Origin of the sequence: Mesorhizobium sp. dw_380 (assembly GCF_018588885.1) — a bacterium.
Classification (GTDB): domain Bacteria; phylum Pseudomonadota; class Alphaproteobacteria; order Rhizobiales; family Rhizobiaceae; genus Mesorhizobium.
In genome coordinates, this window is record NZ_JAFFIW010000011.1 from 117081 (window position 1) to 142128 (window position 25048).

Below are 25048 nucleotides of genomic sequence, written 5' to 3' on the forward strand. Positions count from 1 at the left end.
CTATCCTTTCATCATGGTCACTTCGTCGACCTTGAGGGTGGACTTGTTCCTCGCGAGGGCGACCAAGATGCCGAGGGCAACGGCAACCTCCGCCGCAGTGATTGCGATCACGAAGATTGCAAAAATCTGCCCGCGGAAGTCGTCGTAGTAATGCCCGAAAGCGATGAAATTGATGTTGACCGAGTTGAGCAGCAGTTCCAGCGACATCAGCACGACCAGGATATTGCGTCTGAGCAGCACGCCCGCCGCACCGATCACGAACAGGACCACTCCGAGCACGATATACCACCAGAGCGGCACCATCACTCCGGCTCCTTCCGCGCCAGCACGATGGCGCCTACCAGGGCCGCCAGCAGGATGACGGAGGCGACTTCAAACGGCAGGAGATAGTCGGCGAAAAGCGTCGTGCTGAGGTGCCTGACCTCACCGCCGGTGCGCGTTGCGACGAGCTCCGCGACCGAAAAGCGGTCGCTCCTGAGCACCAGTACAAGCATCTCGACCGCAAGCAGGACGAGCAGCACCAGAACAGGCAGGTTGCTGCCCGGCAAGAACCGCTGCAACACCGCTTCACGCACATCAATCATCATGATCACGAATAGGAACAGGACCATGATCGCGCCGACATAGACGAAAATTTGGATGACCGCGAGCAACGGCGCCTCGAGCAAGACGAAGATTGCCGATACCTGTAGGAAACATGCCATCAGCGCCAATGCGCTATGAACAGGATTGCGCGCCAGGACCAAGGTCAGTGCCGTGACCACGGACGCCGCAGCGAACAGAAGAAAGAACCCCTGATCCATCGACGCCGCTCCTCCGTTGCGAACTGTCACTCGGCGCGACAGGGCCGGACTTGAGATAGCTGTCCACTTCCGTTCACAAATTGTGCCCTAGTATCGGATTTTTCTCAAGATTATCGCGGCTTGCGCTACGCTAAATCTCTGCACATATGAGAGAGCGTAGCGCCCCAGCTCAATTTCCGCGTTGCGTTTGGGAGAGTTGGGTGTCACTCAGGGCGCTGTCTGCCGGGCAGGGTGGGTGTTCATCGCACGGCAGCGCTGCACCTTCGTCGTTCAATCCGATGGCCGAGAACCTCGCGAAAGCCTTCGCTTGCATTCGCACAAGTCGATTGCCGTAAGCCATACGGAATAATGCGGGAATTTTAAGAATCCTGACCCGCGTGTCATTATCCCAAGACCTCTGCGCGCTTCTTGGGAGACATGCATTAGCACTTGATCTTCCGCCAAGTTCCATAAATGCGGAGAGCGTCAGGGCAATGGCCGCCCCTTCACATCATCGAGGCACAACTTGTGAGCTCAGGGCTACTTCTGAGTGCATGCTCCGTTGATTTCATTGTGAAATTCAGTCCGGGAGCGCTACCACAGAAAGGAAGATTTTTTATACATTTCAGTGGGTTATGGATTTTGGTAGCGGGAGAGGGACTTGAACCCCCGACCCCAGGATTATGATTCCCGTGCTCTAACCAACTGAGCTACCCCGCCAGGGCGGCGAAAGGCCCGAAATCCGCCTTAAACCGAAAGGCATTTCGAGGCGTTCGCCAAGGTCGCGCGGATATAAGGTTGGGAGGGCGAGCCTGTCAAGCTTCGAAGCATTCTATATCGGCGCATATTCTCATTGCCCAAAAAGCTTTGCCGCGCGGACATTTGGTTGCAACCGCCGGGGTTGAGTTCGAAGGGGCACGTCGCTATGTCTCGGCCACGAGTTTTTAGAGTTTGAAACAGATGAAGCCGCGCATTGCAGTCCTCGGTTGCGGATACTGGGGCAGCAACCACATCCGCACCCTCAAGGCGCTCGGCGCGCTGCACGCGGTCTCAGACGCCAACCGTGCCCGTGCCGAAGGTTTTGCCAGCGAACAGGATTGCCTGGCGATCGAGCCCGACCAACTGTTCGTCCGGGATGACATCGACGCCATCATCATGGCCTTGCCGCCGCAGTTCCATGCCGATCTTTCCGTGCGCGCTGCCGAGAGCGGCAAGGATTTGCTGGTGGAAAAGCCGATCGCGCTCACGGTGCCGGATGCCGAGCGCGCGGTGCGGGCGGCCAAGGACAATGGCCGCGTCTTCATGGTCGGCCATGTCCTGCGTTTCCATCCCGCCTTCGAGACGCTGAAGGGGCTGATCGACAAGGGCGAGCTCGGCGAAGTCCGCTACATCCACTCGCACCGGCTTGGCCTCGGCAAATTCCACACCGAGAATGATGCGCTGTGGGATCTGGCGCCGCACGATCTGTCGATGATCCTGGCCATCACCGGCACCGAGCCGATCGAGGTGCGCGGCGAAGGGGCAGCGCTGCTCGACAACCTCAGCGACTTCGCGCATCTGCACATGCGCTTTCCCAACGGTCTGCGCAGCCATCTTTTCACCTCGCGGCTCAACCCCTATCGTGAGCGGCGGCTGACCGTGGTCGGCACCAAGGCGATGGCGGTGTTCGACGATGTCGAGCCATGGGAGCGCAAGCTCGCCGTCTACCGCCACGCGGTCTGGCAGGACAGCGGCCAATGGGCGTTCACCACCAATGAGCCGTCCTATGTCGCGGTCGCCCAGGGCATGCCGCTGACGCGCGAACTCGAGCACTTCATCCAGTGCATCGAGACGCGCGCCGAACCGCGCACCAGCGGCGAGGAAGCGATCCGGGTGCTGCGCATCCTGACGGCGGGAACAGTTACCCACACCACGTCGTGAGAGATTGCTGGGAAACTCTGCCCAGAGAAGGGTCTACTCGGCGGGAATCCGCGCCGGCCTGGCGGCAAGCCGGCTCAGCATGGCCTCGGCCTCGGCGCCGCGCTCGGAGCGCTCGATGAAGCCGCCGCCGAAGACACGGGCTTCGTTGCCGTCATCGGAATAGAGCACGCAAGCCTGTCCGGGCGCGATGCCGGACTCCCCGTCGGCCAATTCGACCGACGTCACGCCTGCCTCGTGGCGCAGCACGGCCGGACGCGGCGGCCTGGTCGAGCGCACCTTGGCGAACAGCTCGATGCCGCCTTTGGGAATGTCGGTGAGCTGCCCGTCGCCGAGCCAGTTCATGTTGCGCAGATAAATCTTGTGCGTCTCCAGCGCTTCGCGCGGGCCGACCACGACGCGGGCCCGTTCGGCGTCGAGATGGATGACATAGAGCGGCTCGCCGGATGCGATGCCGATGCCGCGGCGCTGGCCGATCGTGTAGCGCAGGATGCCTTCATGGCGGCCGAGCACGCGGCCGTCGATATGGACGATGTCGCCCGGATTGGCGGCGGCCGGCTTCAGCTTGGCGATGATATCGGAATATTTGCCCTGCGGAACGAAGCAAATGTCCTGGCTGTCCTGCTTGGCTGCGACCGTCAGCCCCATCTCCTCGGCGATGGCACGAACCTGCGGCTTCGACAGGCCGCCCAAGGGAAATCTGAGATAATCGATCTGCGCCTGGGTGGTGGCGAACAGGAAATAGCTCTGGTCGCGGTCGGCATCGACCGGCCGGTAGAGCGCACGGTGGGCGCCATTGGCGCCGGAGCGGATGTAATGGCCGGTGGCGAGCGCGTCGGCGCCCAGCTCCTTGGCGGTGGCCAGGAGATCGGCGAACTTCACCGTCTGGTTGCAGGAGACGCAAGGGATGGGGGTCTCGCCGGCGACGTAGCTTTCGGCAAAGGGGTCGATCACCGCCTTGCGGAAGCGCTCCTCATAATCGAGCACATAATGCGGGATGCCGAGCGTCTCGGAGACGCGGCGGGCATCGTCGATGTCCTGTCCGGCGCAGCATGAGCCGGCCCGGTGGGTTGCGGCGCCATGATCGTAAAGCTGCAGGGTGACGCCGACGACATCATAGCCTTCGCGCTTCAACAGGCCGGCGACCACGGACGAATCCACGCCGCCGGACATGGCAACGACGATGCGGGTGTTTTCGGGACGTCCGGGGAGGTCGAGACTGTTCATGATGCTTTCATTCTGCGCGGCGTCTGAATGCCAATGTCGAGAATATAGGTCAAGCTTTCCGGCGACGCCAGCTTGCAGGGCGATTGACGGATTGCGGGCGATCCGCGATCGGCCGGATTTTTCCCAGCCAATTCAAGGCCCGCAGCCGGATATTTCAAATGCCTGCGAAAAGACTAACGCGCCGTTCACGATCCTTACCTAGTCATTAGGGTCTGCTTAGGCAATTTTTAAAGCTGTGGCGGTAACGTGGCGGGGATTGGGTCTTTGAGTTTTTTGTAGAGAGTACGATGACCGATCTGGTTAGACCTAGAGTCAAGTATGTTATCGGGCCTGACGGCAGCCCCCTTACGATTGCCGATCTGCCGCCGACGAACACGCGTCGCTGGGTTATCCGGCGCAAGGCGGAAGTGGTTGCGGCGGTGCGCGGCGGACTTTTGAGCCTCGAAGAGGCCTGCCAGCGCTACAAGCTGACCACCGAGGAATTCCTGTCCTGGCAGGCGTCGATCGACGAATATGGTCTTGCCGGGCTGCGCACCACGCGCATCCAGCAATACCGGCACTAGCCGGCCTGGCCACAATCAAAGGACGCGGCACCCCGCGCCCTCTTTTGCTTTCCAAGCGGGTTCTCGGTTTGAGAGTTGCGCCTGGCCGTCAGATCGTCAGCGCCACCTTGCCGATCGGCTTGGTGGCGAGAAAGGCGTGGGCCGCGCCCGCCTGATCGAGCGGAAAGCTCCTGGCGACGTGGACGACGAGCTTCTTCGCCTCGACCAGCTGGCTGAGTTCCAGCAGGCCTTCGCGGTCGGGCACGACGGACATGCGCTCGACCCGAATGCCTTGCGCACTGGCCTTGGCCTTTGCGGCATCGCTGACATCGAGCAACGACACCAGCACGCCGCCGCGTTTGACGACCTTCAGCGAGCGTTCGGCATGCTCGCCGCCCATCGGCTCCAGCACCAGATCGATGTCGCGGACTTCTTCGGCGAAATCGCCCCTGGTATAGTCGATGACCTGGTCGGCGCCGAGCTTGCGCACGAAATCGAGCTTGTCCGGGCTGGCGGTGGCGGCGACCCAGGCGCCGCGCGCCTTGGCGATCTGCACCGCCATGTGGCCGACGCCGCCGGCCCCGGCATGGACCAGCACACGCTGGCCCGATTTCAATGCGCCGTGGCGGACAAGACCTTGCCAGGCGGTCAGGCCGGCCAATGGCAACGCGCCAGCCTGGATGTGATCCGCGCCCTTAGGCTTCGGCGCGATTTCATCGGCAGGCACCGCGGCCAGTTCGGCATAGGCCGCCGCCTGCTTGGGGAAGCGCGGCATGCCGAACACCTCGTCGCCGACCTTGAGGCCGGTGACGCCGGCGCCCAGCGCCTCGACCGTCCCCGAAATGTCCCAGCCGAGGATGAAGGGCGGCTCGCCAAGCAAGGGATAGTAGCCGGCGCGCACGGCGCCATCGACCGGATTGAGGCCGGCGGCCTTGATGCGAACCAGCACTTCGCCTGATTTGGGCGAGGGGTCGGGCTGGTTTGCGATGACGAGGACGTCGGGTCCGCCGACGGTATTCTGGATAGCGGCACGCATTGGAGTCTCCTGCTTGGTTGGTGCCACTATCATTTGGATAGTAATATCCCCTTGTCCAGTATGTACCTTTTTGATATATAGGCACCTTATGGATAGTGAAGAAAACTCATGTCTGGGCTATGACGCGTTCCGACGGACATGTCCGTCGCACACGGTGCTCGAGATGCTGGCCAGCAAATGGGTCTATCTGGTGGTTTGCGCGTTGCGCAAAGGCCGGCAGCGCAACGGCGCGCTTGCCCGCAAGCTCGAAGGCATCACGCCCAAGATGCTGACGCAGACATTGCGGGTGCTGGAGCGTGACGGCCTAGTGCGGCGACAGGTCTATCCGGTCATTCCACCGCGCGTCGAATATGAGCTGACCGATCTCGGCCAGAATCTGGCGGGGCTGCTCACCCAGATCAGGTCATGGGCCGAACAGCACGCCCCTGAAATCAAGGATGCCCGTGCCAGGGCGTCTATCGCAAATGAAGACGAGTTGGCCGCTTAGGCCGGCGACCTTCACGGCAAATCGGCCCGAGCCGTTCGAGCAATCGCCTGCTGCATTGCGCGGGCACGCCATGACGTGGATCTCGGCCGGCTCAGCCGATCATGGCGCTGCGGCCGCCGGTTTCGGCCTCGCGAATCTTGGTGTCGCGCGATTCCAGCATTTCGGCCTTGGAAAGCTCCGCTTCAGCTTCGCCGAGTAATGATTCGGCAGCGCTTCGCTGCTGGGCGAGGTCGCTTTGCGAATTTCTGAGATTGTCGCGGCGCAAGCGCGCTGCCTTGGCGAAGGTCGGATAGGCGAAATGATTGATGTCGGTGATGCCGGCTTTCTTTTCCTCGGCGGTGATCTGAAGCTCCAGTTCGACAGCCATGCGTTCGAACTCGGCGATCATCATGTCGAGCTGCAGCAGCTGCCGCCGCTTCTCGTTCACCTGAAACTGTTTCAGCCGAACGAGGTTTTCACGTGACTTCATGATTCGGTACTCCCGGAAACGCACACCCGCACATATCGTCCAAAACCACCTGGAAAGGCCCAGGCACTGCCCGTGTCCACCGGCTTTCCCCGAACTATGGGAAACAAAACCCTAAAGTTTTTTGCCGGCGGTAACCATTCGTTTACGGGCATTGTTAATCATACGGGTCAGGGCTTAAGGCCGGGTAAAAATTCCGGCCGCCGAAGCGAAGGCGCGTCGATGAGTCCCTGGAGTCGCTTAGTCCAGGTTATTAATGTGTTGCATTAGGAATTTGGGTCTGTGATTCGTTATTAGATTCAAGAGGGTGTAGAAAGAGGTTAAAAAATCTGATACCGTAGTCGACGGGAAATTAGGTTTTGTTAACCATTCAATGGCAGCCTCTGCACAAGGCAACCACTGCTCCGGGGCAGGACGGGTCGTGAAATGGTCCGGCGGCAGAAAAGGGGAATGAAATGCGTGTTCTGCTGATAGAAGATGACAGTGCAACCGCACAAAGCATCGAACTGATGCTGAAATCGGAAAGTTTCAACGTCTATACGACGGACCTCGGCGAAGAGGGTGTCGATCTGGGCAAGCTTTACGACTACGACATCATCCTTCTCGATCTCAACCTGCCCGACATGTCCGGCTACGAGGTCCTGAGAACGCTTCGCCTCTCCAAGGTAAAGACGCCCATCCTCATCCTCTCCGGCATGGCCGGCATCGAGGACAAGGTACGCGGCCTCGGCTTCGGCGCGGATGACTACATGACCAAGCCGTTCCACAAAGACGAGCTGGTGGCGCGCATCCATGCCATCGTGCGGCGCTCCAAGGGCCACGCCCAGTCGGTCATCACCACCGGCGATCTGGTGGTCAACCTCGACGCCAAGACCGTTGAAGTCGGCGGCCAGCGCGTGCACCTCACCGGCAAGGAATACCAGATGCTGGAGCTGCTCTCGCTGCGCAAGGGCACCACGCTCACCAAGGAAATGTTCCTCAACCACCTCTATGGCGGCATGGACGAGCCGGAACTGAAGATCATCGACGTCTTCATCTGCAAGCTGCGCAAGAAGCTCGACGCGGCGTCCGGCGGCCAGAACTACATCGAGACGGTCTGGGGCCGCGGCTATGTCCTGCGCGAACCCGAAGACATCCGCGTCAGCGCCTGAGCGGCGAGCACCGCCCGAATTGTTGCATCTTCGAAAAAAAACCCGGCTCTGGCCGGGTTTTTTGCGTCACGGGCCAGCAATGAGGAGGGGCCGATACCGTCTCAGGCGGCGATCTTCAGGGCGCGAAAGCGCTCGAGCAGCTGCGAGCGATTGAAGGGTTTCAAGAGATAGCCCTGGGCGCCGGCACGCTTGGCCCGCATGATCGACGCGATGTCGAGCTCGACGAGCGAGATCAGGATCTGCGGCCTTGTCGGGCTTTCCATGGCGCGCACGCGGCGGATGAGGTCAACGGCCTGCACGTCCGGCAGGGCGCCGTCGACGACGATGATGTCGGGCATGTCGGCGGCGCACATCTCCAGTGCGTCAAGCCCGCTGGCTGCTTCGATGACCACCATGTCGGATCCGCCCAGGATGCGTTTTGCAACCTTCCTGATGACGCTTGAATCGTCGACGAACATGCAGCGTTTCATTCCGGGTCCTCTTTGCCCTTGGGCAATCCGGTCGTGCGGGGCATCTGCTGCGCACCATAGACCGATCTGGTAAAGAACCCGAAAAGCGGTTAGGTAAAGTTTTCGCTAAGATGCCGTTTGGGAGGCTCTTCTTGGCAGATATTTCGATGCGGCCGATTGGGCGAAGCTTAACGCTTCCAGCCGAGCCATCGCGGCAATATTACGCTGCTGAAATACTTTGCTCTGGCAAGTCGGCCGGATGCGTGACGCATGTCGCCCAAAAGTGCCCCCCGGTTTCGGGAGAACGACATGCCTAAAACACCAAAAGCGGGTCGCTTGAATCCGTTTCGACGCGACGCGCTTCAGGCTGTCGAAAGCACGATTTCTTCCGCCGTCGCATGGATCGATATGGTCATGCCGGCCTCGCGGGCCAGAAGCAGCGTGTAGTAGGGCTGCACGGAATGCGCATCGATCGGCTCTTCCGGCTTCTGGCCGGAATGCAGTTCGAGGAATTTTGGCGGCACGCGCAGCATCGGGCCGCTTGCCGAAATTGAAATGCGGGGCTCGGTTTCGAGGTTCTCGAGGGTGACGACCAGCTTGCCGCCGCGCGGAATGGCGGCATTGGCGACCAGGATCAGATTGAGCAGCAGCTTGACCTTGTTCTTGGGCACCAGCGCGCGTGCCCCGTTCCAGGTCAGTTCCGGCTTTTCATTCTTGAGGAAGGCGATTGCGACGGCTTCTGCGTCGCCGGTGTCGATCAGCATGCCGGCCGAGCCGGCCGCGCCGAAGGCGATGCGGGCGAACTGCAGCCGGGCCGAGGCGTTCCTGGCGCTCTGGCGGATGAGCCGCATGGCGTCTTCGTCGGCGCCACCTTCGTCAAGCAGTTCAAGCCCATTGTTGATCGCGCCGACCGGCGAGATGATGTCGTGGCAGACGCGACTGCACAAAAGCGCCGCCAGGTCAGGCGCGGAGAGGGTGAACAGTTCGGCCATCGGTGAAAATCCCTGCAAAAATCCACAATGCGTGGCCGAGCGTTGATTGCCGCGCCTGCCCACACGAATCACGCTTCAACCCGAGGCTTTCTGAATACACAGCACTCGTACATACAGCAACAAATCCAAAATCGTCGTCAGGGAAATGGCGTTTTCGCGCAGGCTGTTAGCGCCGCGCGACCCCAAAACCAGCCTTCGAACCGCCATCTTCCTGTGGGAGTTAATGGTTGAAAAAGAATTACGGCATAGTTTGCCCCTAACAGTCATCCTTAACGGCCGCCTAAAGAGCCGGACCGGATGCGAGGCGTCGGCGAAAGTGCTTCATGACGGAGATTGGAAGCATGTTTTCCCGATTCTATGACCGGAGTGTCCTCCGCGTCCTCTCAATGGCGATCACGCTGATGGGCGTCCTCGTCTTCTCGACTTCAGCCCTGCGAGCCCAGGAATACACCGCTCAGGAGATTGTCGATTCCGGTCACAAATTCTTCGGCGCGACATCGGGTGGGCTCGCCACCGTCGTCGAGAAGATTTTCGCCTCCTACGGCTTGCCCAATGGCTATCTGCTTGGTGAGGAGGGGTCGGGTGCGCTGATCGGCGGCCTGACCTATGGCGAAGGCACGCTCTACACCAAGAATGCCGGCGACCACAAAGTGTTCTGGCAAGGCCCGTCGCTGGGCTGGGATTTCGGCGGCGAGGGGTCCCGGGTGATGATGCTGGTCTACAATCTCGACGATGTCGGCAACCTCTACAACCGCTATGGCGGCGTGGCCGGTTCGGCCTATGTGGTGGCGGGGATAGGCTTCAATGTGCTGAAGAACAACAATGTGCTTCTGGTGCCGATCCGCACCGGCGTCGGCGCCCGGCTCGGCGTCAATCTCGGCTACTTGAAGCTGACCGAGCGGGCGACCTGGAACCCGTTCTGATTCCAACCCGTCATGGCCGCAATGCCGACTTCTCGATGAAAGTTGCGGGCCCATGACCGGCCATGCGCTGCGGCAGCTCTTGCCGCGGCGCCGGATTTCCGCCATGCCAATATGATGCGGTCAAGTCCAGGCCGCCGATAGCGGGTTGTCCTTTGGTTCAGTCGGTCCTGTTCTTTGCCCTCGGCTTTCTCTGTGCCGGCTTTCTGGCGCTGATGGTGACACCGGCCGTCTGGCGCCGTGCCGTCACCCTGACCCGCAGACGCATCGAGGCCTCTATCCCGCTGACGCGGACCGAGATCCAGGCCGATAAGGACCGGATCCGCGCCGAGTACGCCATGGCGACACGTCGCCTCGAAATGAACGTCAAGGCGCTGCGCGAGAAGGCGGCCGAACAACTCGTCGAGATCAATCGCGGCCGCGAGGCGTTGAAGGGGCTGGCGGTCGAGCGCACGGACAAGAACCACGCGCTCGCCGAACTCAGCGCCAAGAGCGAGGCGCTGCGGCAGCGCGAAACGGAACTGCATCAGCTTTCGGAGCGGCTCAAGGAAACCGAACGCAAGCTGGAGAAGCGGGCGCTCGAGCTCGAAAAGCTTGAGCACATGTACGACGATGCCAGTTTTTCCTCCAGCAGCCGTCAGATCGAGCTTGTCGCGCGCGAATCCGAATTGCAGAAGCTCGCCAGCGATATCTCTCTGCTGCGCGGCCAGCGCAAGGAAGCGGACCACCGCCATCAGGAGATCGCGGCCGAAAGCAAGGCCGCGCGCGATGCCCTGAAGGCCGAGAAGAAAAGGGCGGCCGAACTGGACAGGAAGGTCGAACGGCTGCTGGCAACGCTCGCCGATCGCGAGGACAAGCTCGATCGCCGCGAAAAGGAGCTGGCGCGGCTGCGCGAAAAGGTGAAGGCCGAGGACGGCGGACCGGCCTTGCGGCTGGTCGGCAAGCCGGATGAAGCTGGCGGGCAGGAAGAGGCCAAAAGGCGCGATGATTTGGACCGGGCGATCGCCAAGCTCGACAGCGATCGCGAGCGTCTGGAAGCCAGGCTGACGGCGCTGGCGCGCGAGAACAAGCGGCTCAAGGCGGATCTCGGCGCGGTGGCATCGTCGGGCTCGACAAATGGCAGTGCGGCGCTGCGCGAGCAGATGAACGAACTGGCGGCCGAAGTCGTCCACCTGACGGCCAAGCTCGAGGGACCTGATTCACCGATCGCCAAGGCGCTGGCGGCACCGCAGGATAGCCGCTCCGACAGCGGCGACCGCAGCCTCGCCGACCGCGTGCGGGCCTTGCAGAAGGCGGCCGCGAACTGAAGCGGCGGCGCCGCATCGTGCTGGTATTTGTTTAATGCATGTCGTTGTCCAAACCGAGGTCACTTTTGGGCGACAGGCATTAGAGCGATCCACCGTTTCACGGAAACGGTGGATCGCTCTAACTCTTTGTTTTGACGCAATTCCGGACGGAAAACCGTTTCACACTTTTCCTGGAATTGCTCTAGCGCTGCGAGAAATGGTGCAGGGCAATGGCCGAGGCGGCGGCGACGTTCAGGCTGTCGAAGCCTTTCGACATGGTGATCCGCACGGTTTGCAGACGCGCGAGCAGGCTTTCTGGCAGGCCTTCTCCCTCGGTGCCGAGATAGAGCGCCAGGCGCCGAGCCGGTTTTGCATCGCGTATGTCGATCTGGCCGCCTGGCGATAGGGCGACTTGTTCAAAACCCCGTTCGGCGAGCATCGCCGTGAAGCCGGGGGTGTCGGTGAAGGATGCGAACGGGATCTTGAGCGCAGCGCCGACGGAAACGCGGATCGCCTTGCGATACAGGGGATCGCAGCATGTCGCGTCCATCAGCACCGCATCGGCACCGAAGGCGGCGGCATTGCGAAAGATCGAGCCCATATTGTCGTGGTTGGCTATGCCGACCAGCACCACGACCAGAGCCTGGTCTGGCAAGGCATCCAGCAATGGCCCGGCCGGCCGCAGCGTCTCCTTGCGGCCGATGGCCAGGATGCCGCGATGCATGTGGAAGCCGGCGATCGCGTCCATCACCGCACTGGTGACGACGTAGATCGGCAGGTCCGCGGGCGCCTTGTGCAGGATGTCCTTCAGGCCGCTGAGACGGTTCTCCAGCACAAGAACGGATTCCGCGCCAAAGCGGCTGGACGACAGAAGCAGATCGAGCACCACCTTGCCTTCGGCGACGAAACGGCCTTGCCGGCCGGCGAGATCGCGTTCGCGGATATCGAGATAGGCGGCGACGCTGGGATCGAGCGGGTCGTCGATGCGAATTGGGTCCATGTCCTGCGCTCAAAATCGAGAGCGTGGTTCGTGCATCGAGAGACACACAAGCCACGCTCTGGAATCGTCAGCGAGGTAAACGGCCGCTGGAGCGTCCGGTCAAGTCCCGGCGCGGCGCAATCTCTGTGCCATCTGGGATAGATCTTCCTTGCCGGTGCCGAAAATACCATCCAGCACGACAAGCAACTCGCGCACCGCATCGGATTTGCAGGAGTAGTAGATCATCTGACGGTCGCGGCGGGTGTCCACAAGGTCGAGCGCCCGCAACTTGGCCAGATGCTGCGAGAGCGCGGATTGGCTGAGCATCACCTTTTCGGCGATGGCGCCGACCGACAGTTCACCGTCGATCAGATAGCTCATGATCAACAGCCGTTTTTCGTTGCCCATCAGCATCAAAAATTCGGCCGCCGATTCGGCGTTGGCGATTAGCTTTGTCGAGACCATGAATGCCCCATGCTTTTTGCTCATCGAGGCACCATGGGGGCAATGGCGCCTGAATCCATAAATTCACTTGCATTAGGCCACTGACGAGTCAGCGCCTTCCCTGAAGCGTAGAACATTTCTTTCAAATCTCAAGGGTTGCTTTCGATCAAACGCAATTAAGTCTCATTATTTGCATCCCCGGCAGCCCGGCCGCGCTTGGCCATATCCACCAGAACGGGTCGCAATCCCCGTGCCGAAACCAGAGGTTGCGGAAAGAATACCCGGCAAACATTGTCTTTCGACGCCAAATCCATGCCGTCGGCGTCCAAACCGGTGATGCTCCAGCCGTCGCCGGATGCCCCGGCAAAATGATGTGCATAAACGGCTATGGCGCCGAGATGTTCCGCGTTCATGTGCTCGACGGCGGATTGTTCGCTCGCCGCCAGCTCTTCGACGATGGGTCCGCCGGTGACCAGATCGGAGCGATCGAGCAGATACGCCTTGCCGAAGCCGCCATTGAGGCTGGCGCGTTGCGGCTCGAGGCGAAAGATCGAGAAATCGCCGAGCCCGGCATAGATGCTCGCCTTGGGATTGCGGTTGAGATAGCGGCGCTCGGCGCGAGCTTGCGCGTCCGAGCCACGCTCGAGCCGCGAAGCCTGGCAGATCAGCGTCAGGCGCGGATGCGCCAGCGGATCGCCCTTGCCGGGCTCGCCGAGAAGCAGGGAACAGCGCGGATCGGCAAGCATGGCGGGCGTGTGCGCCGAGAGCATCGAGACCAGGATCAGCGGCGCGCCATCGATGTCGGTGGCGACGCCGACCCGGCTCGCCAGCGGCGACCCGGTCTGCGGCTCCAGCACCGCCAGTGCGCCGAAGCGGGCACTGCGCAGAAGCGTTTTCGCCAGCCGGATCGCCTCGGCATCGGTCTCGCGGATCACGTCCTTCTTTCGATCGCTCAAGGGTCTCGCCCTTCTAAGTTGATTGTCCTATTCCACTTATCGGACGGTGATGCCGATGTTGGCAATGGGCAAGCGCTCCATGCATGTCGCTATCCAAAACTGCTTTCGCGCCCCGGGGCGGCATGCATCACTTCGGCGCCATGCGGATGGCGCCGTCGAGGCGGATGGTCTCGCCGTTCAACATCTGGTTCTCGACGATGTGCAGGGCAAGAGCGGCATATTCGGATGGTTCGCCGAGGCGCGACGGGAAGGGCACGGCGGCGCCCAGCGAATCCTGCACGTCCTGCGGCATGCCGGCCATCATCGGTGTCTTGAAGATGCCGGGTGCGATGGTGCAGACCCGAATGCCGGAACGGGCAAGGTCGCGGGCCACCGGCAGCGTCATGCCGACGACGCCGCCCTTGGATGCCGAATAGGCGGCCTGGCCGATCTGGCCGTCATAGGCGGCAACAGAGGCAGTGTTGACAATGACACCGCGCTCGCCGCCCTGCAGCGGCTCGAGCTTGGCGGCGCGGTCGGCAACGAGGCGGATCATGTTGAAGGTGCCGATCAGATTGACCTCGATCACCTTGCGGTATTGGTCGAGCGGATGCGGCCCATCTTTGCCGATCGTCTTCACGCCAATGGCGATGCCGGCGCAGTTGACCAGGATGCGCGGCTCGCCCAGCTTGCTCGCCGTCTCGGCGACGGCGGCGCTGCCGCTGTCGGCGCTGCTGACGTCGCATTGGACGGCAATGCCGCCAATCTCGGCCGCGACCCTGGCGGCGCGGTCGATGCCGACATCGAAGATGGCGACGCGGGCACCCTTGGCGGCAAGCGCACGCGCCGTTGCCTCGCCGAGGCCGGAGCCGCCTCCGGTCACGATCGCGATCTGGCCGTTCGGATTCATGCGTCATCCTTTCCTATGAAACAGGGACGGATCAGGCCCGGATCGACGGCCCAAGGTCAAGCCGTCGCCTAGACGTGCTCGCCGACCCTGGCCTGACTGGCATGACCGACCTCGCCCGTGAGCTTGGCAACCGCCCCCGGCGTGATCTCGTGCGACAACAGGCGGTCGAGATCGACTGGGCGCGGCATCGAGATCTGGCCGCGCGGGATGCGCTTGAATCCGAGCGGCCCGTAATAGGGCTCGTCACCAACCAGTATGACGGCGGGCGCGCCGGCCTTGGCAGCCGCCTCCAGCGCGATCGCAACCAGGCGGCGGCCGATGCCCAGATTCTTGAATGCAGGCCGCACGGCAAGGGGCCCGAGCATCAGCGCGCGGCCGGCGCCGGCGGCGATGCGGGTCATGCGCACCGAAGCGACGACGATGGCGCCGTCGACGGCGACAAAGGACAGCGGGCGTTCGTGGCCGCCGGCTTCGCGGATCTTGTAGGCGGCCAGCACGAAACGGCCGGGCCCGAAGGCCTCGTCATTGATGGCTTCGATTTCAGGGTCGTGCGCCGGAGTTTCCGGCAGGTATTTCACGTCGGCAAGGCTCATGGTCTTTGCGTTCCGGTAAAGAGGAAAGGTTGCTGCAAACGGCAGCATTCGCCAATCAGCGCTTCATCAAGCGCGGGCGCCCTTTCGTCGTCGGTCAAACCGGATCAAAGCAAAGTCGAACATGCGAAGTGTCCGCTAGCATCAATTTTCGACCGCTGCAATCGACCGTTGCGCTGGCTCTATCGATTGACGATCTGTTCAACGTCAGATGATTTCGACTTGTCGCTTCGCGCTCTACATGAGGTGGAGACGCGAAAGGACATGCGATGGGATTGCTGGTCGACGGCAAATGGCAGGACCGCTGGTACGACACCAAGGACAGCGGCGGCAAGTTCGTGCGAACGCAGTCGCGGTGGCGCGACTGGATCACCCGTGACGGTACACCGGCCGAAGGCCGCGGCCGTGGCTTCAAGGCGGAACCCGGCCGCTATCATCTCTATGTCTCGCTCGCCTGTCCCTGGGCGCACCGGACGCTGATTTTTCGCGCGCTGAAGAGGCTCGAACGCGTCATATCGGTGTCGGTGGTGCACCATTTCATGGGCGCCAATGGCTGGACATTCTTGGCCGCGGACGGCGCCACCGGCGACACGCTCTACGGCCTCGAATTCCTGCACCAGATCTACACCAGGGCCGATCCCGCCTATTCGGGCCGGGTGACGGTGCCGGTGCTGTGGGACAAAAAAGAGCAGACCGTCGTCTCCAACGAGTCCTCCGAAATCATCCGCATGCTCAATTCAGCCTTCGACGAATGGGGTGACGCCGGCCGCGATTTCTATCCGCTGGCGCTGCGCGGCGAGATCGATGCGATCAACGCGCTGGTCTATCCCGCCGTCAACAACGGCGTCTACCGCGCCGGCTTTGCCACCACGCAGGCCGCCTATGAGGAAGCATTCAGCGAGCTGTTCTCGGCGCTCGACACTCTGGAAGATCGCCTTTCGGGGCAGCGCTATCTCATTGGTGACCGCATCACCGAGGCCGACTGGCGGCTGTTCACCACGCTGGTGCGCTTCGACCCGGTCTATGTCGGCCATTTCAAATGCAATCTGCGCCGCATCGCCGACTATCCGAACCTGTCGAACTATCTGCGCGATCTCCATCAGGTGCCCGGTGTCGCAGGCACCGTGAACCTGCACCACATCAAGGCGCATTATTACGGCAGCCATGAAACGATCAATCCGACGCGGATCGTGCCGGTCGGGCCGGACCTGGACTATGGCGCGCCGCATGACCGGGCGCGGTTCGCGAGAGCGGCGGCCTGATCTACCAGTGGTGTGAGGGCGGTTCGCCTTGAAAAACCTCGGCGATCCGCCGCAGCGTCGCCGGCGTCGTGCCTTCCGGCAAGCGATCGAGGGGGAAGAAACCGGCCTCGGCGATCTCGTGATCCGGCTGCTTCGGCGCTGTCTGGCTGAACCGCTCGATCAGGTAGAAACCGACATGATCGCGGCGGCTGGAACGGCGGTTGAAATGCATCGATTTCAGCACCGGTGGGGCGGTCAGCGCGATGTTGCCTTCCTCGGCCAGTTCCCGCGCCAGCGCCTCGACCATGGTCTCACCGACTTCGACACCGCCGCCGGGAAGCTGCCAGCCGGGCACATAGGTGTGGCGGATGAGGAAAACGGAATTCGTGGCGGTGTCGTGGATCAGGCCGCGCACGCCGAGCGTCATTGGCCGCCGCAGCACGAAATAGAGATGGAACAGCCGGCCCCTGAGGCCCGCCCAGCCGGTCTGGCGAAAGGCATCTTCCGGGCTCGTCATCGATAGCGAAACCATGGGTGGCGAGGAAAGCTTGGGTGGTAAGGAAACCTTGAGTGGAAAGCGGGCCGCTGGTCGCCTATGAGGGATGGATGTTCAGGCTCGCGCATATTTCCGATGTCCATCTGGGGCCGCTCCCCGATGTATCCTATCGCGATCTCGCCTCCAAGCGCGTGCTCGGCTACGTCAACTGGCAGCGCAACCGCCGCCGCCACATGCATGACGCGGTCATCGACGCCATCGTCGCCGATATCAAGGCGCAGAATCCGGACCATCTCGCGGTCACCGGCGACCTGGTCAATCTGGCGCTCGATGGCGAGATCGAGATGGCCAGGCACTGGCTGGAGACATTGGGATCGCCGCACGACGTGTCGGTGGTTCCGGGAAACCATGACGCCTATGTGCCGGGCGCCTTCGACAAGGTCTGCCGCTCGTGGTCGGCGTGGATGAGCGGCGACGGCGTCAACACGCCGGTCGACCGCAACGCATTCCCCTATCTGCGCGTGCGCGGCAATGTCGCGCTGATCGGCATTTCGACGGCGCGCGCCACGGCACCCTTCATGGCCAACGGCTTCTTCATGGAAGCGCAGGCGGACCGGCTCGGCAAGATCCTGCGCGACACCGCCGGACAAGGCCTGTTTCGCGCGATCATGATCCACCATCCGCCGGTGCGCGGGGCCGTCCCGCAGCACAAACGGCTGTTCGGCATCGCCCGCTTCCACAAGATCATTCGCCGGCACGGTGCCGAGCTTGTCCTGCATGGTCATTCGCACCGGCCGTCGCTGTTCCAGATCGGGCTCCGCGGTGTCAAGGTCCCTGTGGTCGGTGTCGCCGCCGCCGGCCAGGCGCCGGGCAGCAAACATCCGGCAGCACAATACAATCTGTTCGACATTGACGGCGAAAAGGGCAATTGGCGCATCCGCCTGACGCGGCGTGGCCTGACCGGGCCAGCAATACCGCCAGCCGATCTTCAGACGCTGGAGATTGGCGTGGAGCCCGGAGAGGTTATGGCCGCAAGCTGAGCGCTATTGCCACGAGGCGGTCCCAGAACAGGGCGATCGACACCGCCAGGCCGACCAGGGCCCCAGCGGCGATGAGGCCAAGGCCGGACAGGAAGGCCGACCAGCCATTGCTGCCTTGCGGCGAGCGCAGCGGCGGTTCGGCTTCCGCCACCTCGGCGCGCTTCATGCCGGCGACGGCCGGTTCGACGCCGCCTTCCATCATCCTTTGGCGTTCGACGATGCGTTCGGCGACATAACGTGTCACGGAATCGGCGACCAGCTTCATCTCGGTCGATTCGGCAAGCACCACGCGGCCGATGCGCGTGTCCTTGAGGAAACGATAGGTGCGGCGGTCGCGCCCCATTGCGACATGGCTGACCGCATCGATCCACAGGCGCGGCTGCAGCCCCGAGGAAACGACGAAGTCGAAACTGTCCATGTCGGCCGGAACATCGGCAAAGACGGGTGCGAGTTCGGCGGCCAGGAGATCCAGGCGCATGCGATGCGCCTCGCGCATGTCGACGACGACATCGTCGCGGTCGGCGAAGGCGTTCTTCACATCACGGATGGCATCGGACAGTTTGTTTGACGGATCGATCTTTTCGCCTGCGTCCATCGGCGTGGCCTCGCGGTTTGGTTAACATGCAGTTAACACAGCCGCCGGCAAAATGCACTGGCGAGATCGGGGATCGAGGCGCAGGGCATGCCGCGCTGGAAGGAACTCAACCGGCCGCGGCGGCCAGTTTCGGGCGAGCGGGTCTCGCACGACGGCTGATGTTGCGCTGGATGATCCTGGCGATCAGATCGGGCGCTTCCTCGATCAGCATGTGGCCGGCCTCCAGCACATGATGCACATGAAAGCGCGCCGGCAGGCCATCCGCATGGGTGAAGGGCAGCACCGGGTCATCACTGCCCCAAACCACCATCACCGGCATGGCCAGCCTGTCCAGCAGGTCGCGCGGGATGACGCCTTGCCGGTCGTCCCTGGTCATGGCGGCGGCGATCTCGATCAATTTTTCCAGCTGCCCGGGCCGCCCGCGCATTTGACAGAGCGTATTGGCGGCATGATCAAAAGACCGCGCCCGTGGACCCGACATGGCGGCAAGGCAGGCGAGGATCTCGGACAACTCGCTGGCAGCGGCAAAGCGGCGCAACAGCGGCCCGTTGATCTCGGGGCCGAGGCCACCGGGCGCCAGCAGCGTCAGCGAGGCGACTTTTTCCGGCTCGGCCAGCGCCATCAGCACCGCGACGGCGCCGCCCATCGAGTGGCCCACCAGATGGACCCGCTTCAGTGCCCGCTTGGAGAGATCGGCTAGAATGGCCCTTGCCGCCACCTTGGCCGGACCGGCATCCGGGAAATCGAGCGACAAGCCGTGTCCCGGCAGATCATAGGCCAGCGTGCGCGCGGAAGCCGACAGGGGAGAGATCACCTCGCCCCAGACGTCATGGCACCCGCCGAAACCATGCAGCAAAACGATGGTCTTCGAACCAGCACCTTGTTCGGCGGCATGAAGCGATGAGATCATGAATGCTGAAGGTTTTTGTTTTTGCAGGATGCGCGACGCCAATTGTGGCTGAATTGCTCCTTGCCTGGCGTGATGACCAGTAAAATTTTCGCGATTTGTGCGGTTGAAGGCAGAACTTGGCGGCTAACCGGCATTTGACGATCGGAGCGTACGAAACCGACCATAACGCAGTGCCGAGCCGTGGCTGCCGATTGGCATTAGCTGGCGCTCCCAAGCCCGGCGGCGCGCAACGCGCCAACCAGTCGCTCGGTCAGGTCGGCCGGATATTTCCGATCGACGAAAGTGGCGCGCGGATTGGCGGCGAATTTCGGAAACTTCGCGGTCAGTTCATCGAGCAGCTTGCGCACCTGATCGTCCTGGCCGGCGATCTTGGCGCCGATCAGCCGTGCGGCAAGATAGTGTGATTTTGTTGCAGTCGTTCTCAAGGCGTTGCTGGCAATGGTCGCCTTGTTCATGTCGCCGAGCATGAATTCGCCGGCGAAGAGCCCGAAATCCCACCATGTCGGGTGGCCACTCGAGGCATCCACGGCATGGGCCAAAAGCGGTGTTCCCTCGGCGTAGCGGCCGGCGAAAATCAGCCCGTAGCCGTAGGCGGCGGCCATGGAGACATCATAGGGGTTGAGGTCATAGGCCTTGCGCATCCAGCGCAGCGCCTCGTCGGCGTTGCCAAGCCGCGAATAGATGTAACCATAGGCGCGATGCGCGTTAGGGCTGGTCGGCCCCATCTGCACGGCGCGGTGGGCAAATGTCAGCGCCTTCTCGATGGTCGCATCCGGCGGATAGGCGTAGCGGTCGTTGATGGCCTCGAGGTGCAATGAGGCGAGTTCGGAATAAACCAGCGACGATTTTGCGCCGTTGTCGGCGAGCGTTTCCAGGCAGCGATAGGCGGCCTCGTGAGTTCTGGCGTTCTGGTCGAGATAGTATTTGCCGTTGAGCAGCAGGCACTGCGTCAGGCCGTTCTGAATGTCGCTTTGTTCGATATAGCTGTAGATCGTGCCCGACGCGGGCAGCGCCGAACTCAGGATGTCGGCGATACGGTCCTCGACGGCCGATGGCGCGCTGTCGTCGGCGGTCAGGTTGCGCGACAAGAGCACCCGTCCGGTCGCCACGCTCTGCAGTTCGATGGTGATGTCGCCAGCATCGGGTCCAGGCAGGATATCGAAGATGAAACTCGTCGCGCTGGCGACCGGATCGGTCTTGTCGACGGTGTCGCGACCGATGAAGTCGATCGTATCGAAGCCGCTCAGGCCGGCACGCAGCGACGCGGCGACGCGGCTGGCATCGGCGCCGCTGGCCTCGACGGCGATGTAGACGAGCGGCAGGGCCTCGCTCGCGGTGGACGGTGCGATGCTGCCGGTCAGGCCGGCGGTCTCGAGCGTAGCCGGCATGTCACCGCCTGCCAGCAGAGTGCCGCTGCCCTGACGCAGGATCAGAACGCCGAGCATGGCGATGACCACGACGATCGCCATCCAGAAGAACCTGAGATGGCGCGCCACGGAAGGCACCGGCGCGGCCACCGCCAGCAATGCAGCGGCCGCGGCGGCATCGTCGGCGGCGCTTGGTTGCTCGGATGGAGCTGCTGCCGCTTCGGTCTGCCCGGTGGGTTTGGCCGCTTCCGGCAAACGGATCGCGTTGAGTTCATAGGCCGGGACATAGCCGCCGCGTGGAATGGCGATGCGGACGGGCTCGGCGACGCCTTCATTGGCGAAATACTGCTGCAGCAACTCACGCAGCCTGCCTGCCTGCACCCGCACCACGGCATCCGTCGACGGATCGAAATCGCCGTCCTTGCCGAAGACGTCCATGGCAATGGAAAAGCCTTTGAGCCTGTCGGCTTCGCCAGCCTGCTCGCGTTCGACAAGATAACGGATCAGTTTGCGCGCCCGCTCGGATCTTCCGAACGTTTCGCTGGCGAGCAGTCGCTCCAGTGTCTCGCGCACTGCGGGGGCGGCAGGCGTGGCATGCTGCAAGTGTCGATCCTCTCGAAGTCGGCACAGGTTGAGGCATGATCATATAGGGCCCGCACCGCCATACAAGTACACACCCCCTTATGCGATCGCGTACCTAACTGGATAATTTTCCGGTGGTTAATGGCCGGCCGACGCCGGCCGCGGGACGGCGCCGAAGTGGACCATCAACGCCAAGCCTTTGTTCAGGCTCGAAAAATGTGGCGCGAGAGCCGGTCGACCTCTCGCGCCGACGACCGGAGGACGCTAAAGCGCGTCGCGTCGAAACGGATTCATGCGACGCACTTCAGGTCTTTTTGTGCATGTCGTTCGCCCAAAACCGAGATCACTTTTGGGCGAGATGCATCAGCGCGCCTTGCGGCCCACGATACGGTTGGCGGCCGAAGTCACCGCTTCCAGCGAGGCGGCGACGATGTTGGTGTTGATGCCGGCGCCGAACAGCTTGCCGCCAGGATGTTCCATTTCGACATAGGAAATGGCCGAGGCATTCGAGCCGCGCTGCATCGAGTGCTCGGAATAATCGAGCACCGACATCTCGACGCCGACATGGCGCGACAGGGCATCGACGAAGCCGTCGATCGGCCCGGTGCCGGTGCCGGATATCGTCACTTCCTTGCCGTTGTCGAGGATGACCGCCTCGATCACGCGCCGGCCCTTGACCGCGGTGTCGGGATAAGTGTGGTGATCGAGGAATTTCAGGCGCGCGCCCGGCTGATCGACATAGGTTTCGAGGAAGCGCTCATAAATGCGCCTGACCGGAACCTCCTTGCCTTCGGCATCGGTGATCGCCTGTATGGCCTGGCTGAACTCGATCTGCAGGTTGCGCGGCAGGTTGAGGCCGTAATCGGCCTGCAGCACATAGGCGATGCCGCCCTTGCCCGACTGCGAGTTGATGCGGATGATCGCTTCGTAGCTGCGGCCGACATCGGCCGGATCGATCGGCAGATAGGGTACTTCCCACAGGCTTTTGTTAGCCTTCTTCAAGGCCTTCATACCCTTGTTGATGGCATCCTGATGCGAGCCGGAAAAGGCGGTGTAGACGAGCTCGCCGACATAGGGGTGACGCTCGGGGATTTTCAGCTGGTTCGAATATTCATAGACGTCCTTCATCCGGTTGATGTCGGAGCAGTCGATGCCCGGATCGACGCCTTGCGTGTACATGTTGAGCGCCAGCGTAACGATGTCGACATTGCCGGTGCGCTCGCCATTGCCGAACAGCGTGCCTTCGACGCGGTCGGCGCCGGCCATCAGGCCGAGCTCGGTGGTCGCGATGCCGGTGCCGCGGTCATTGTGCGGATGCAGTGAGATCAGCAGGTTCTCGCGGCTATCCAGGTTGCGGCACATCCATTCGATGCGGTCGGCATAGATGTTGGGCGTCGACATCTCGACCGTCGAGGGCAGGTTGATGATCAGCTTGTTGTCGGCTGTCGGCCTGACGATCTCGGTGACGGCGTTGCAGATTTCCAGCGCGACTTCGAGTTCCGTCCCGGTGAAGCTCTCCGGCGAGTATTCGAAACGGTAGCCGCCGCCGGCCTTGGCCGCCATGTCGGTGATCATCTTGGCCGCGTCGGTGGCGATGCGCTTGATGCCGCCGACATCCTTCTCGAAGACGACGCGGCGCTGCAATTCGCTGGTCGAATTGTAGAAATGCACGATCGGGTTGGTGGCGCCCTTCAGCGCTTCGAAGGTGCGGGTGATCAGCTCCGGCCGGCACTGCACCAGCACCTGCAGCGAGACATCGGCGGGCACATTGCCTTCCTCGATGCACCAGCGGGCAAAGTCGAAATCGGTCTGCGAGGCCGAGGGGAAACCGATCTCGATCTCCTTGAAGCCCATGTCGAGCAGCAGCGCGAACATGCGCGCCTTGCGCTCATGGCCCATCGGGTCGATCAGCGCCTGATTGCCGTCGCGCAGGTCGACCGAGCACCAGATCGGCGCCTTGTCGATGACCTTGGAAGGCCATGTGCGGTCGGTGAGGCCGACAGTGGGGTAGGGTTGATATTTGCGGGCCGCGTCCGGCATGCCCCGGCTTGCCGCATCCTTGCCGGCTACAGCGGCATCAGGGCGGATTTCTTCTCGTGCGTTCATCGTCTTATTCTCCCGGCGGCCCCCGGATCCGTCTTGCACGGATTGATGGCGAGTGGCGCCTTTACCAGATTTTCGTTCGCTTGATATGACTTGCCAATTTTGAGACTGGCCAAGGAGCGTGCGCTTGCGCGGCGGTTCGACCGCCGGGCGCTCCTTCAGCGAACCCGGCGATCGCCGATAAGGCCGAGAAGAAGCAGGGTCGAGGCAAGCGCGCGCACGGTCTGGTCGGCAAAACCGGTCTGACGGGAAGCGGTGGTGGCGCGCGCGTTCATGCCGGTTCTCATACAGGAGCGGCCTGTGAGAGGCAAGCCGGGCGGGATCGGTCGAATATTATCCGTGATGCCGATGCTCTTCCACGCGCAGCGCAAATGCGCCAGACTTGAGCGCCGGCGGGGCTGCGGTGCGCTGCCGCCGGGAGGGGGTGTCCATGAATTTCGTGTTCTTCTCGCCGCATTTTCCCGCCAACGGCGCCGATTTCTGCGACCGGCTGAAGAAGGCCGGCGCCACGGTGCTCGGCATTGGCGACGCGCCCTATGACGCGCTGGACGGCAGACTGAAGGCCGCGCTTTCGGAATATTACCGCGTCGCCGACATGGAGGATTACGATCCGGTGTTGCGGGCGATGGGGCATTTCATCCACAAATGGGGTCGCATCGACCGGTTCGAATCGCTCAACGAGCACTGGCTGGAGCTGGAAGCCAACATCCGCACCGATTTCAACATCTACGGCACCAAGCTCGATTTCGTGAAGAACCTGAAGCGCAAGAGCCGCATGCGCGCCTTCTTCCGCAAGAGCGGCGTCGAGACCATCGCGCAGCGCAAATGCTCCGACCGTGCCGGCGCCATGACCTTCATCCGCCGCGTCGGCTATCCCGTGGTCGTGAAGCCGGATTCAGGCTCCGGCGCTTCCAACACCTTCAAGATCTCCAACGCCAAGGAACTCGATCAGTTCTTCCGAGACAAGCCCGACGACGTGACCTTCGTCATGGAGCAGTTCATCGAGGGATTGGTGGTGACCTATGACGGACTGGTCAACCGCGACGGCGAGGTGGTGCTGGCGGCCAGCCACCGCTACGACCAGAGCGTCATGGACGTGGTCAACAAGGACCGCCACATGAGCTACACCTGCTTTCCCCGGATCCGGCCTGTTGTCGAGGCGGCCGGCCGCAAGATCCTGAAGGCGTTCGACGTGCGCGAGCGCTTCTTCCACATTGAACTGTTCGAGACCAGGGACGACCGGATCATCGCACTGGAAGTCAACATGCGGCCGCCCGGCGCCTGGATGACCGACGCGATCAACTACACGTTCGACATCGATGTCTATGCGGCATGGGCTGACATGGTGGTCAAGGACGCCGCCGGAGGTCCCTATGAGGGCAAGTATTTCACCGCCTATGCCAGCCGCAAGCGACACCTCCACTATTTGCACAGCCATGAGGACGTGCTAGCGGCGCACCGCGACAAGATCGTCCACCATCAGCCAATAGAAGAGGTCTTCAGCCGCGCCATGGGGAACTACGCCTACCAGATGCGTTCGAAGGATCAGGCGGCGCTGCGCGAGGCCGTGGCCTATATCCATGCGGAAAAGGCCTGAGGCC

At 62.3% G+C, this 25048-nt stretch carries 26 protein-coding genes and 1 tRNA gene; 9 read left to right on the plus strand and 18 right to left on the minus strand.

Going from position 1 to position 25048, the window contains the following annotated elements; genetic code table 11:
• The 3 genes from nuoK to JT360_RS13955 form a co-directional block, all read right to left on the minus strand.
• Positions 1-303: an NADH-quinone oxidoreductase subunit NuoK gene (gene nuoK, locus JT360_RS13945; RefSeq protein ID WP_192183168.1), complete on the minus strand. Its 303-nt coding sequence runs from the start codon at positions 301-303 to the stop codon at positions 1-3.
• Positions 303-803 carry an NADH-quinone oxidoreductase subunit J family protein gene (locus JT360_RS13950; protein WP_214472193.1) on the minus strand — a complete coding sequence of 167 codons (501 nt, stop codon included), beginning with the start codon at positions 801-803 and terminating at the stop codon, positions 303-305. Before JT360_RS13950 ends, nuoK begins: the two co-directional genes overlap by 1 nt.
• Before the next feature lie 622 nt (positions 804-1425).
• Positions 1426-1502 (minus strand) — tRNA-Met (locus JT360_RS13955).
• 240 nt (positions 1503-1742) lie between these two features.
• Here JT360_RS13955 and JT360_RS13960 point away from each other — a divergent pair.
• Positions 1743-2702 carry a Gfo/Idh/MocA family protein gene (locus JT360_RS13960; protein ID WP_214472195.1) on the plus strand — a complete coding sequence of 320 codons (960 nt, stop codon included), beginning with the start codon at positions 1743-1745 and terminating at the stop codon, positions 2700-2702.
• A gap of 33 nt (positions 2703-2735) precedes the next feature.
• Here JT360_RS13960 and mnmA read toward each other — a convergent pair whose 3' ends face one another.
• Positions 2736-3926 carry a tRNA 2-thiouridine(34) synthase MnmA gene (gene mnmA / locus JT360_RS13965; RefSeq protein ID WP_214472197.1) on the minus strand — a complete coding sequence of 397 codons (1191 nt, stop codon included), beginning with the start codon at positions 3924-3926 and terminating at the stop codon, positions 2736-2738.
• 287 nt (positions 3927-4213) lie between these two features.
• Between mnmA and sciP the strand changes: the two genes are divergently transcribed.
• Entirely contained in the window at positions 4214-4489 is a 276-nt protein-coding gene (sciP, locus tag JT360_RS13970) for a CtrA inhibitor SciP (protein ID WP_006203587.1), read from the plus strand.
• Positions 4490-4577: 88 nt separating this feature from the next.
• Here the strand turns inward: sciP and JT360_RS13975 are convergent, their stop codons facing one another.
• Complete coding sequence (locus JT360_RS13975) at positions 4578-5504, minus strand: NADP-dependent oxidoreductase (RefSeq protein WP_214472199.1); 927 nt, start codon at positions 5502-5504, stop codon at positions 4578-4580.
• 88 nt (positions 5505-5592) lie between these two features.
• Here JT360_RS13975 and JT360_RS13980 point away from each other — a divergent pair, with 88 nt between their 5' ends.
• The gene (locus JT360_RS13980; RefSeq protein ID WP_214472200.1) at positions 5593-5991 is read left to right on the plus strand and encodes a winged helix-turn-helix transcriptional regulator; all 399 of its coding nucleotides are present in this window, start codon (positions 5593-5595) and stop codon (positions 5989-5991) included.
• A gap of 91 nt (positions 5992-6082) precedes the next feature.
• Here JT360_RS13980 and JT360_RS13985 read toward each other — a convergent pair whose 3' ends face one another.
• Positions 6083-6460 carry a hypothetical protein gene (locus tag JT360_RS13985; RefSeq protein WP_056578132.1) on the minus strand — a complete coding sequence of 126 codons (378 nt, stop codon included), beginning with the start codon at positions 6458-6460 and terminating at the stop codon, positions 6083-6085.
• Between the two features lie 452 nt (positions 6461-6912).
• On the opposite strand from JT360_RS13985, the gene ctrA reads away from it, so the two are divergent.
• Positions 6913-7608, plus strand: coding sequence for a response regulator transcription factor CtrA (ctrA, locus tag JT360_RS13990; protein WP_006203583.1), 696 nt, complete (start codon positions 6913-6915; stop codon positions 7606-7608).
• 101 nt (positions 7609-7709) lie between these two features.
• Here ctrA and JT360_RS13995 read toward each other — a convergent pair whose 3' ends face one another.
• Together JT360_RS13995 and chpT are read right to left on the minus strand one after the other, a co-directional pair.
• The gene (locus JT360_RS13995; RefSeq protein WP_214472203.1) at positions 7710-8078 is read right to left on the minus strand and encodes a response regulator; all 369 of its coding nucleotides are present in this window, start codon (positions 8076-8078) and stop codon (positions 7710-7712) included.
• Positions 8079-8419: 341 nt separating this feature from the next.
• Positions 8420-9049 carry a histidine phosphotransferase ChpT gene (gene chpT, locus JT360_RS14000; RefSeq protein ID WP_214472205.1) on the minus strand — a complete coding sequence of 210 codons (630 nt, stop codon included), beginning with the start codon at positions 9047-9049 and terminating at the stop codon, positions 8420-8422.
• A 386-nt stretch (positions 9050-9435) separates the two neighbouring features.
• Between chpT and JT360_RS14005 the strand changes: the two genes are divergently transcribed.
• Positions 9436-9972 carry a DUF1134 domain-containing protein gene (locus tag JT360_RS14005; protein WP_250888808.1) on the plus strand — a complete coding sequence of 179 codons (537 nt, stop codon included), beginning with the start codon at positions 9436-9438 and terminating at the stop codon, positions 9970-9972.
• A gap of 152 nt (positions 9973-10124) precedes the next feature.
• Positions 10125-11276: a coiled-coil domain-containing protein gene (locus JT360_RS14010; protein ID WP_214472208.1), complete on the plus strand. Its 1152-nt coding sequence runs from the start codon at positions 10125-10127 to the stop codon at positions 11274-11276.
• A gap of 181 nt (positions 11277-11457) precedes the next feature.
• On the opposite strand, the gene JT360_RS14015 is transcribed toward JT360_RS14010, so the two are convergent.
• From JT360_RS14015 to JT360_RS14035, 5 genes are all read right to left on the minus strand, one after another.
• Entirely contained in the window at positions 11458-12255 is a 798-nt protein-coding gene (locus JT360_RS14015) for a TrmH family RNA methyltransferase (RefSeq protein ID WP_214472210.1), read from the minus strand.
• A 99-nt stretch (positions 12256-12354) separates the two neighbouring features.
• Positions 12355-12699 (minus strand): ArsR/SmtB family transcription factor, encoded by a 345-nt coding sequence (locus tag JT360_RS14020; RefSeq protein ID WP_214472309.1) that lies wholly within the window; start codon positions 12697-12699, stop codon positions 12355-12357.
• Positions 12700-12854: 155 nt separating this feature from the next.
• On the minus strand, positions 12855-13634 hold the full coding sequence (locus JT360_RS14025) for a HugZ family pyridoxamine 5'-phosphate oxidase (protein ID WP_214472212.1): 780 nt from the start codon (positions 13632-13634) through the stop codon (positions 12855-12857).
• 127 nt (positions 13635-13761) lie between these two features.
• A complete protein-coding gene (locus tag JT360_RS14030; protein WP_214472213.1) occupies positions 13762-14523 on the minus strand; it encodes a 3-hydroxyacyl-CoA dehydrogenase in 762 nt (253 codons plus the stop codon).
• Positions 14524-14591: 68 nt separating this feature from the next.
• Positions 14592-15116, minus strand: coding sequence for a GNAT family N-acetyltransferase (locus JT360_RS14035; protein WP_214472215.1), 525 nt, complete (start codon positions 15114-15116; stop codon positions 14592-14594).
• Between the two features lie 266 nt (positions 15117-15382).
• Here JT360_RS14035 and JT360_RS14040 point away from each other — a divergent pair, with 266 nt between their 5' ends.
• Positions 15383-16375: a glutathione S-transferase family protein gene (locus tag JT360_RS14040; RefSeq protein WP_214472216.1), complete on the plus strand. Its 993-nt coding sequence runs from the start codon at positions 15383-15385 to the stop codon at positions 16373-16375.
• A gap of 1 nt (position 16376) precedes the next feature.
• On the opposite strand, the gene JT360_RS14045 is transcribed toward JT360_RS14040, so the two are convergent.
• Positions 16377-16871: an NUDIX domain-containing protein gene (locus tag JT360_RS14045; protein WP_214472219.1), complete on the minus strand. Its 495-nt coding sequence runs from the start codon at positions 16869-16871 to the stop codon at positions 16377-16379.
• Positions 16872-16960: 89 nt separating this feature from the next.
• Here JT360_RS14045 and JT360_RS14050 point away from each other — a divergent pair, with 89 nt between their 5' ends.
• Positions 16961-17890, plus strand: a complete 930-nt coding sequence (locus JT360_RS14050) for a metallophosphoesterase family protein (protein WP_214472310.1) — start codon at positions 16961-16963, stop codon at positions 17888-17890.
• Here JT360_RS14050 and JT360_RS14055 read toward each other — a convergent pair.
• From JT360_RS14055 to leuA, 4 genes are all read right to left on the minus strand, one after another.
• Complete coding sequence (locus tag JT360_RS14055; RefSeq protein ID WP_214472221.1) at positions 17874-18485, minus strand: hypothetical protein; 612 nt, start codon at positions 18483-18485, stop codon at positions 17874-17876. The genes JT360_RS14050 and JT360_RS14055 overlap by 17 nt on opposite strands.
• 106 nt (positions 18486-18591) lie before the next feature.
• Entirely contained in the window at positions 18592-19395 is an 804-nt protein-coding gene (locus tag JT360_RS14060; RefSeq protein WP_214472223.1) for an alpha/beta fold hydrolase, read from the minus strand.
• A 197-nt stretch (positions 19396-19592) separates the two neighbouring features.
• Positions 19593-21365 carry a tetratricopeptide repeat protein gene (locus tag JT360_RS14065; RefSeq protein ID WP_214472225.1) on the minus strand — a complete coding sequence of 591 codons (1773 nt, stop codon included), beginning with the start codon at positions 21363-21365 and terminating at the stop codon, positions 19593-19595.
• Between the two features lie 342 nt (positions 21366-21707).
• Positions 21708-23450, minus strand: a complete 1743-nt coding sequence (gene leuA / locus JT360_RS14070; protein ID WP_250888804.1) for a 2-isopropylmalate synthase — start codon at positions 23448-23450, stop codon at positions 21708-21710.
• A gap of 427 nt (positions 23451-23877) precedes the next feature.
• On the opposite strand from leuA, the gene JT360_RS14075 reads away from it, so the two are divergent.
• Entirely contained in the window at positions 23878-25044 is a 1167-nt protein-coding gene (locus JT360_RS14075) for an ATP-grasp domain-containing protein (protein ID WP_214472226.1), read from the plus strand.
• The last annotated feature ends 4 nt before the right edge of the window (positions 25045-25048 follow it).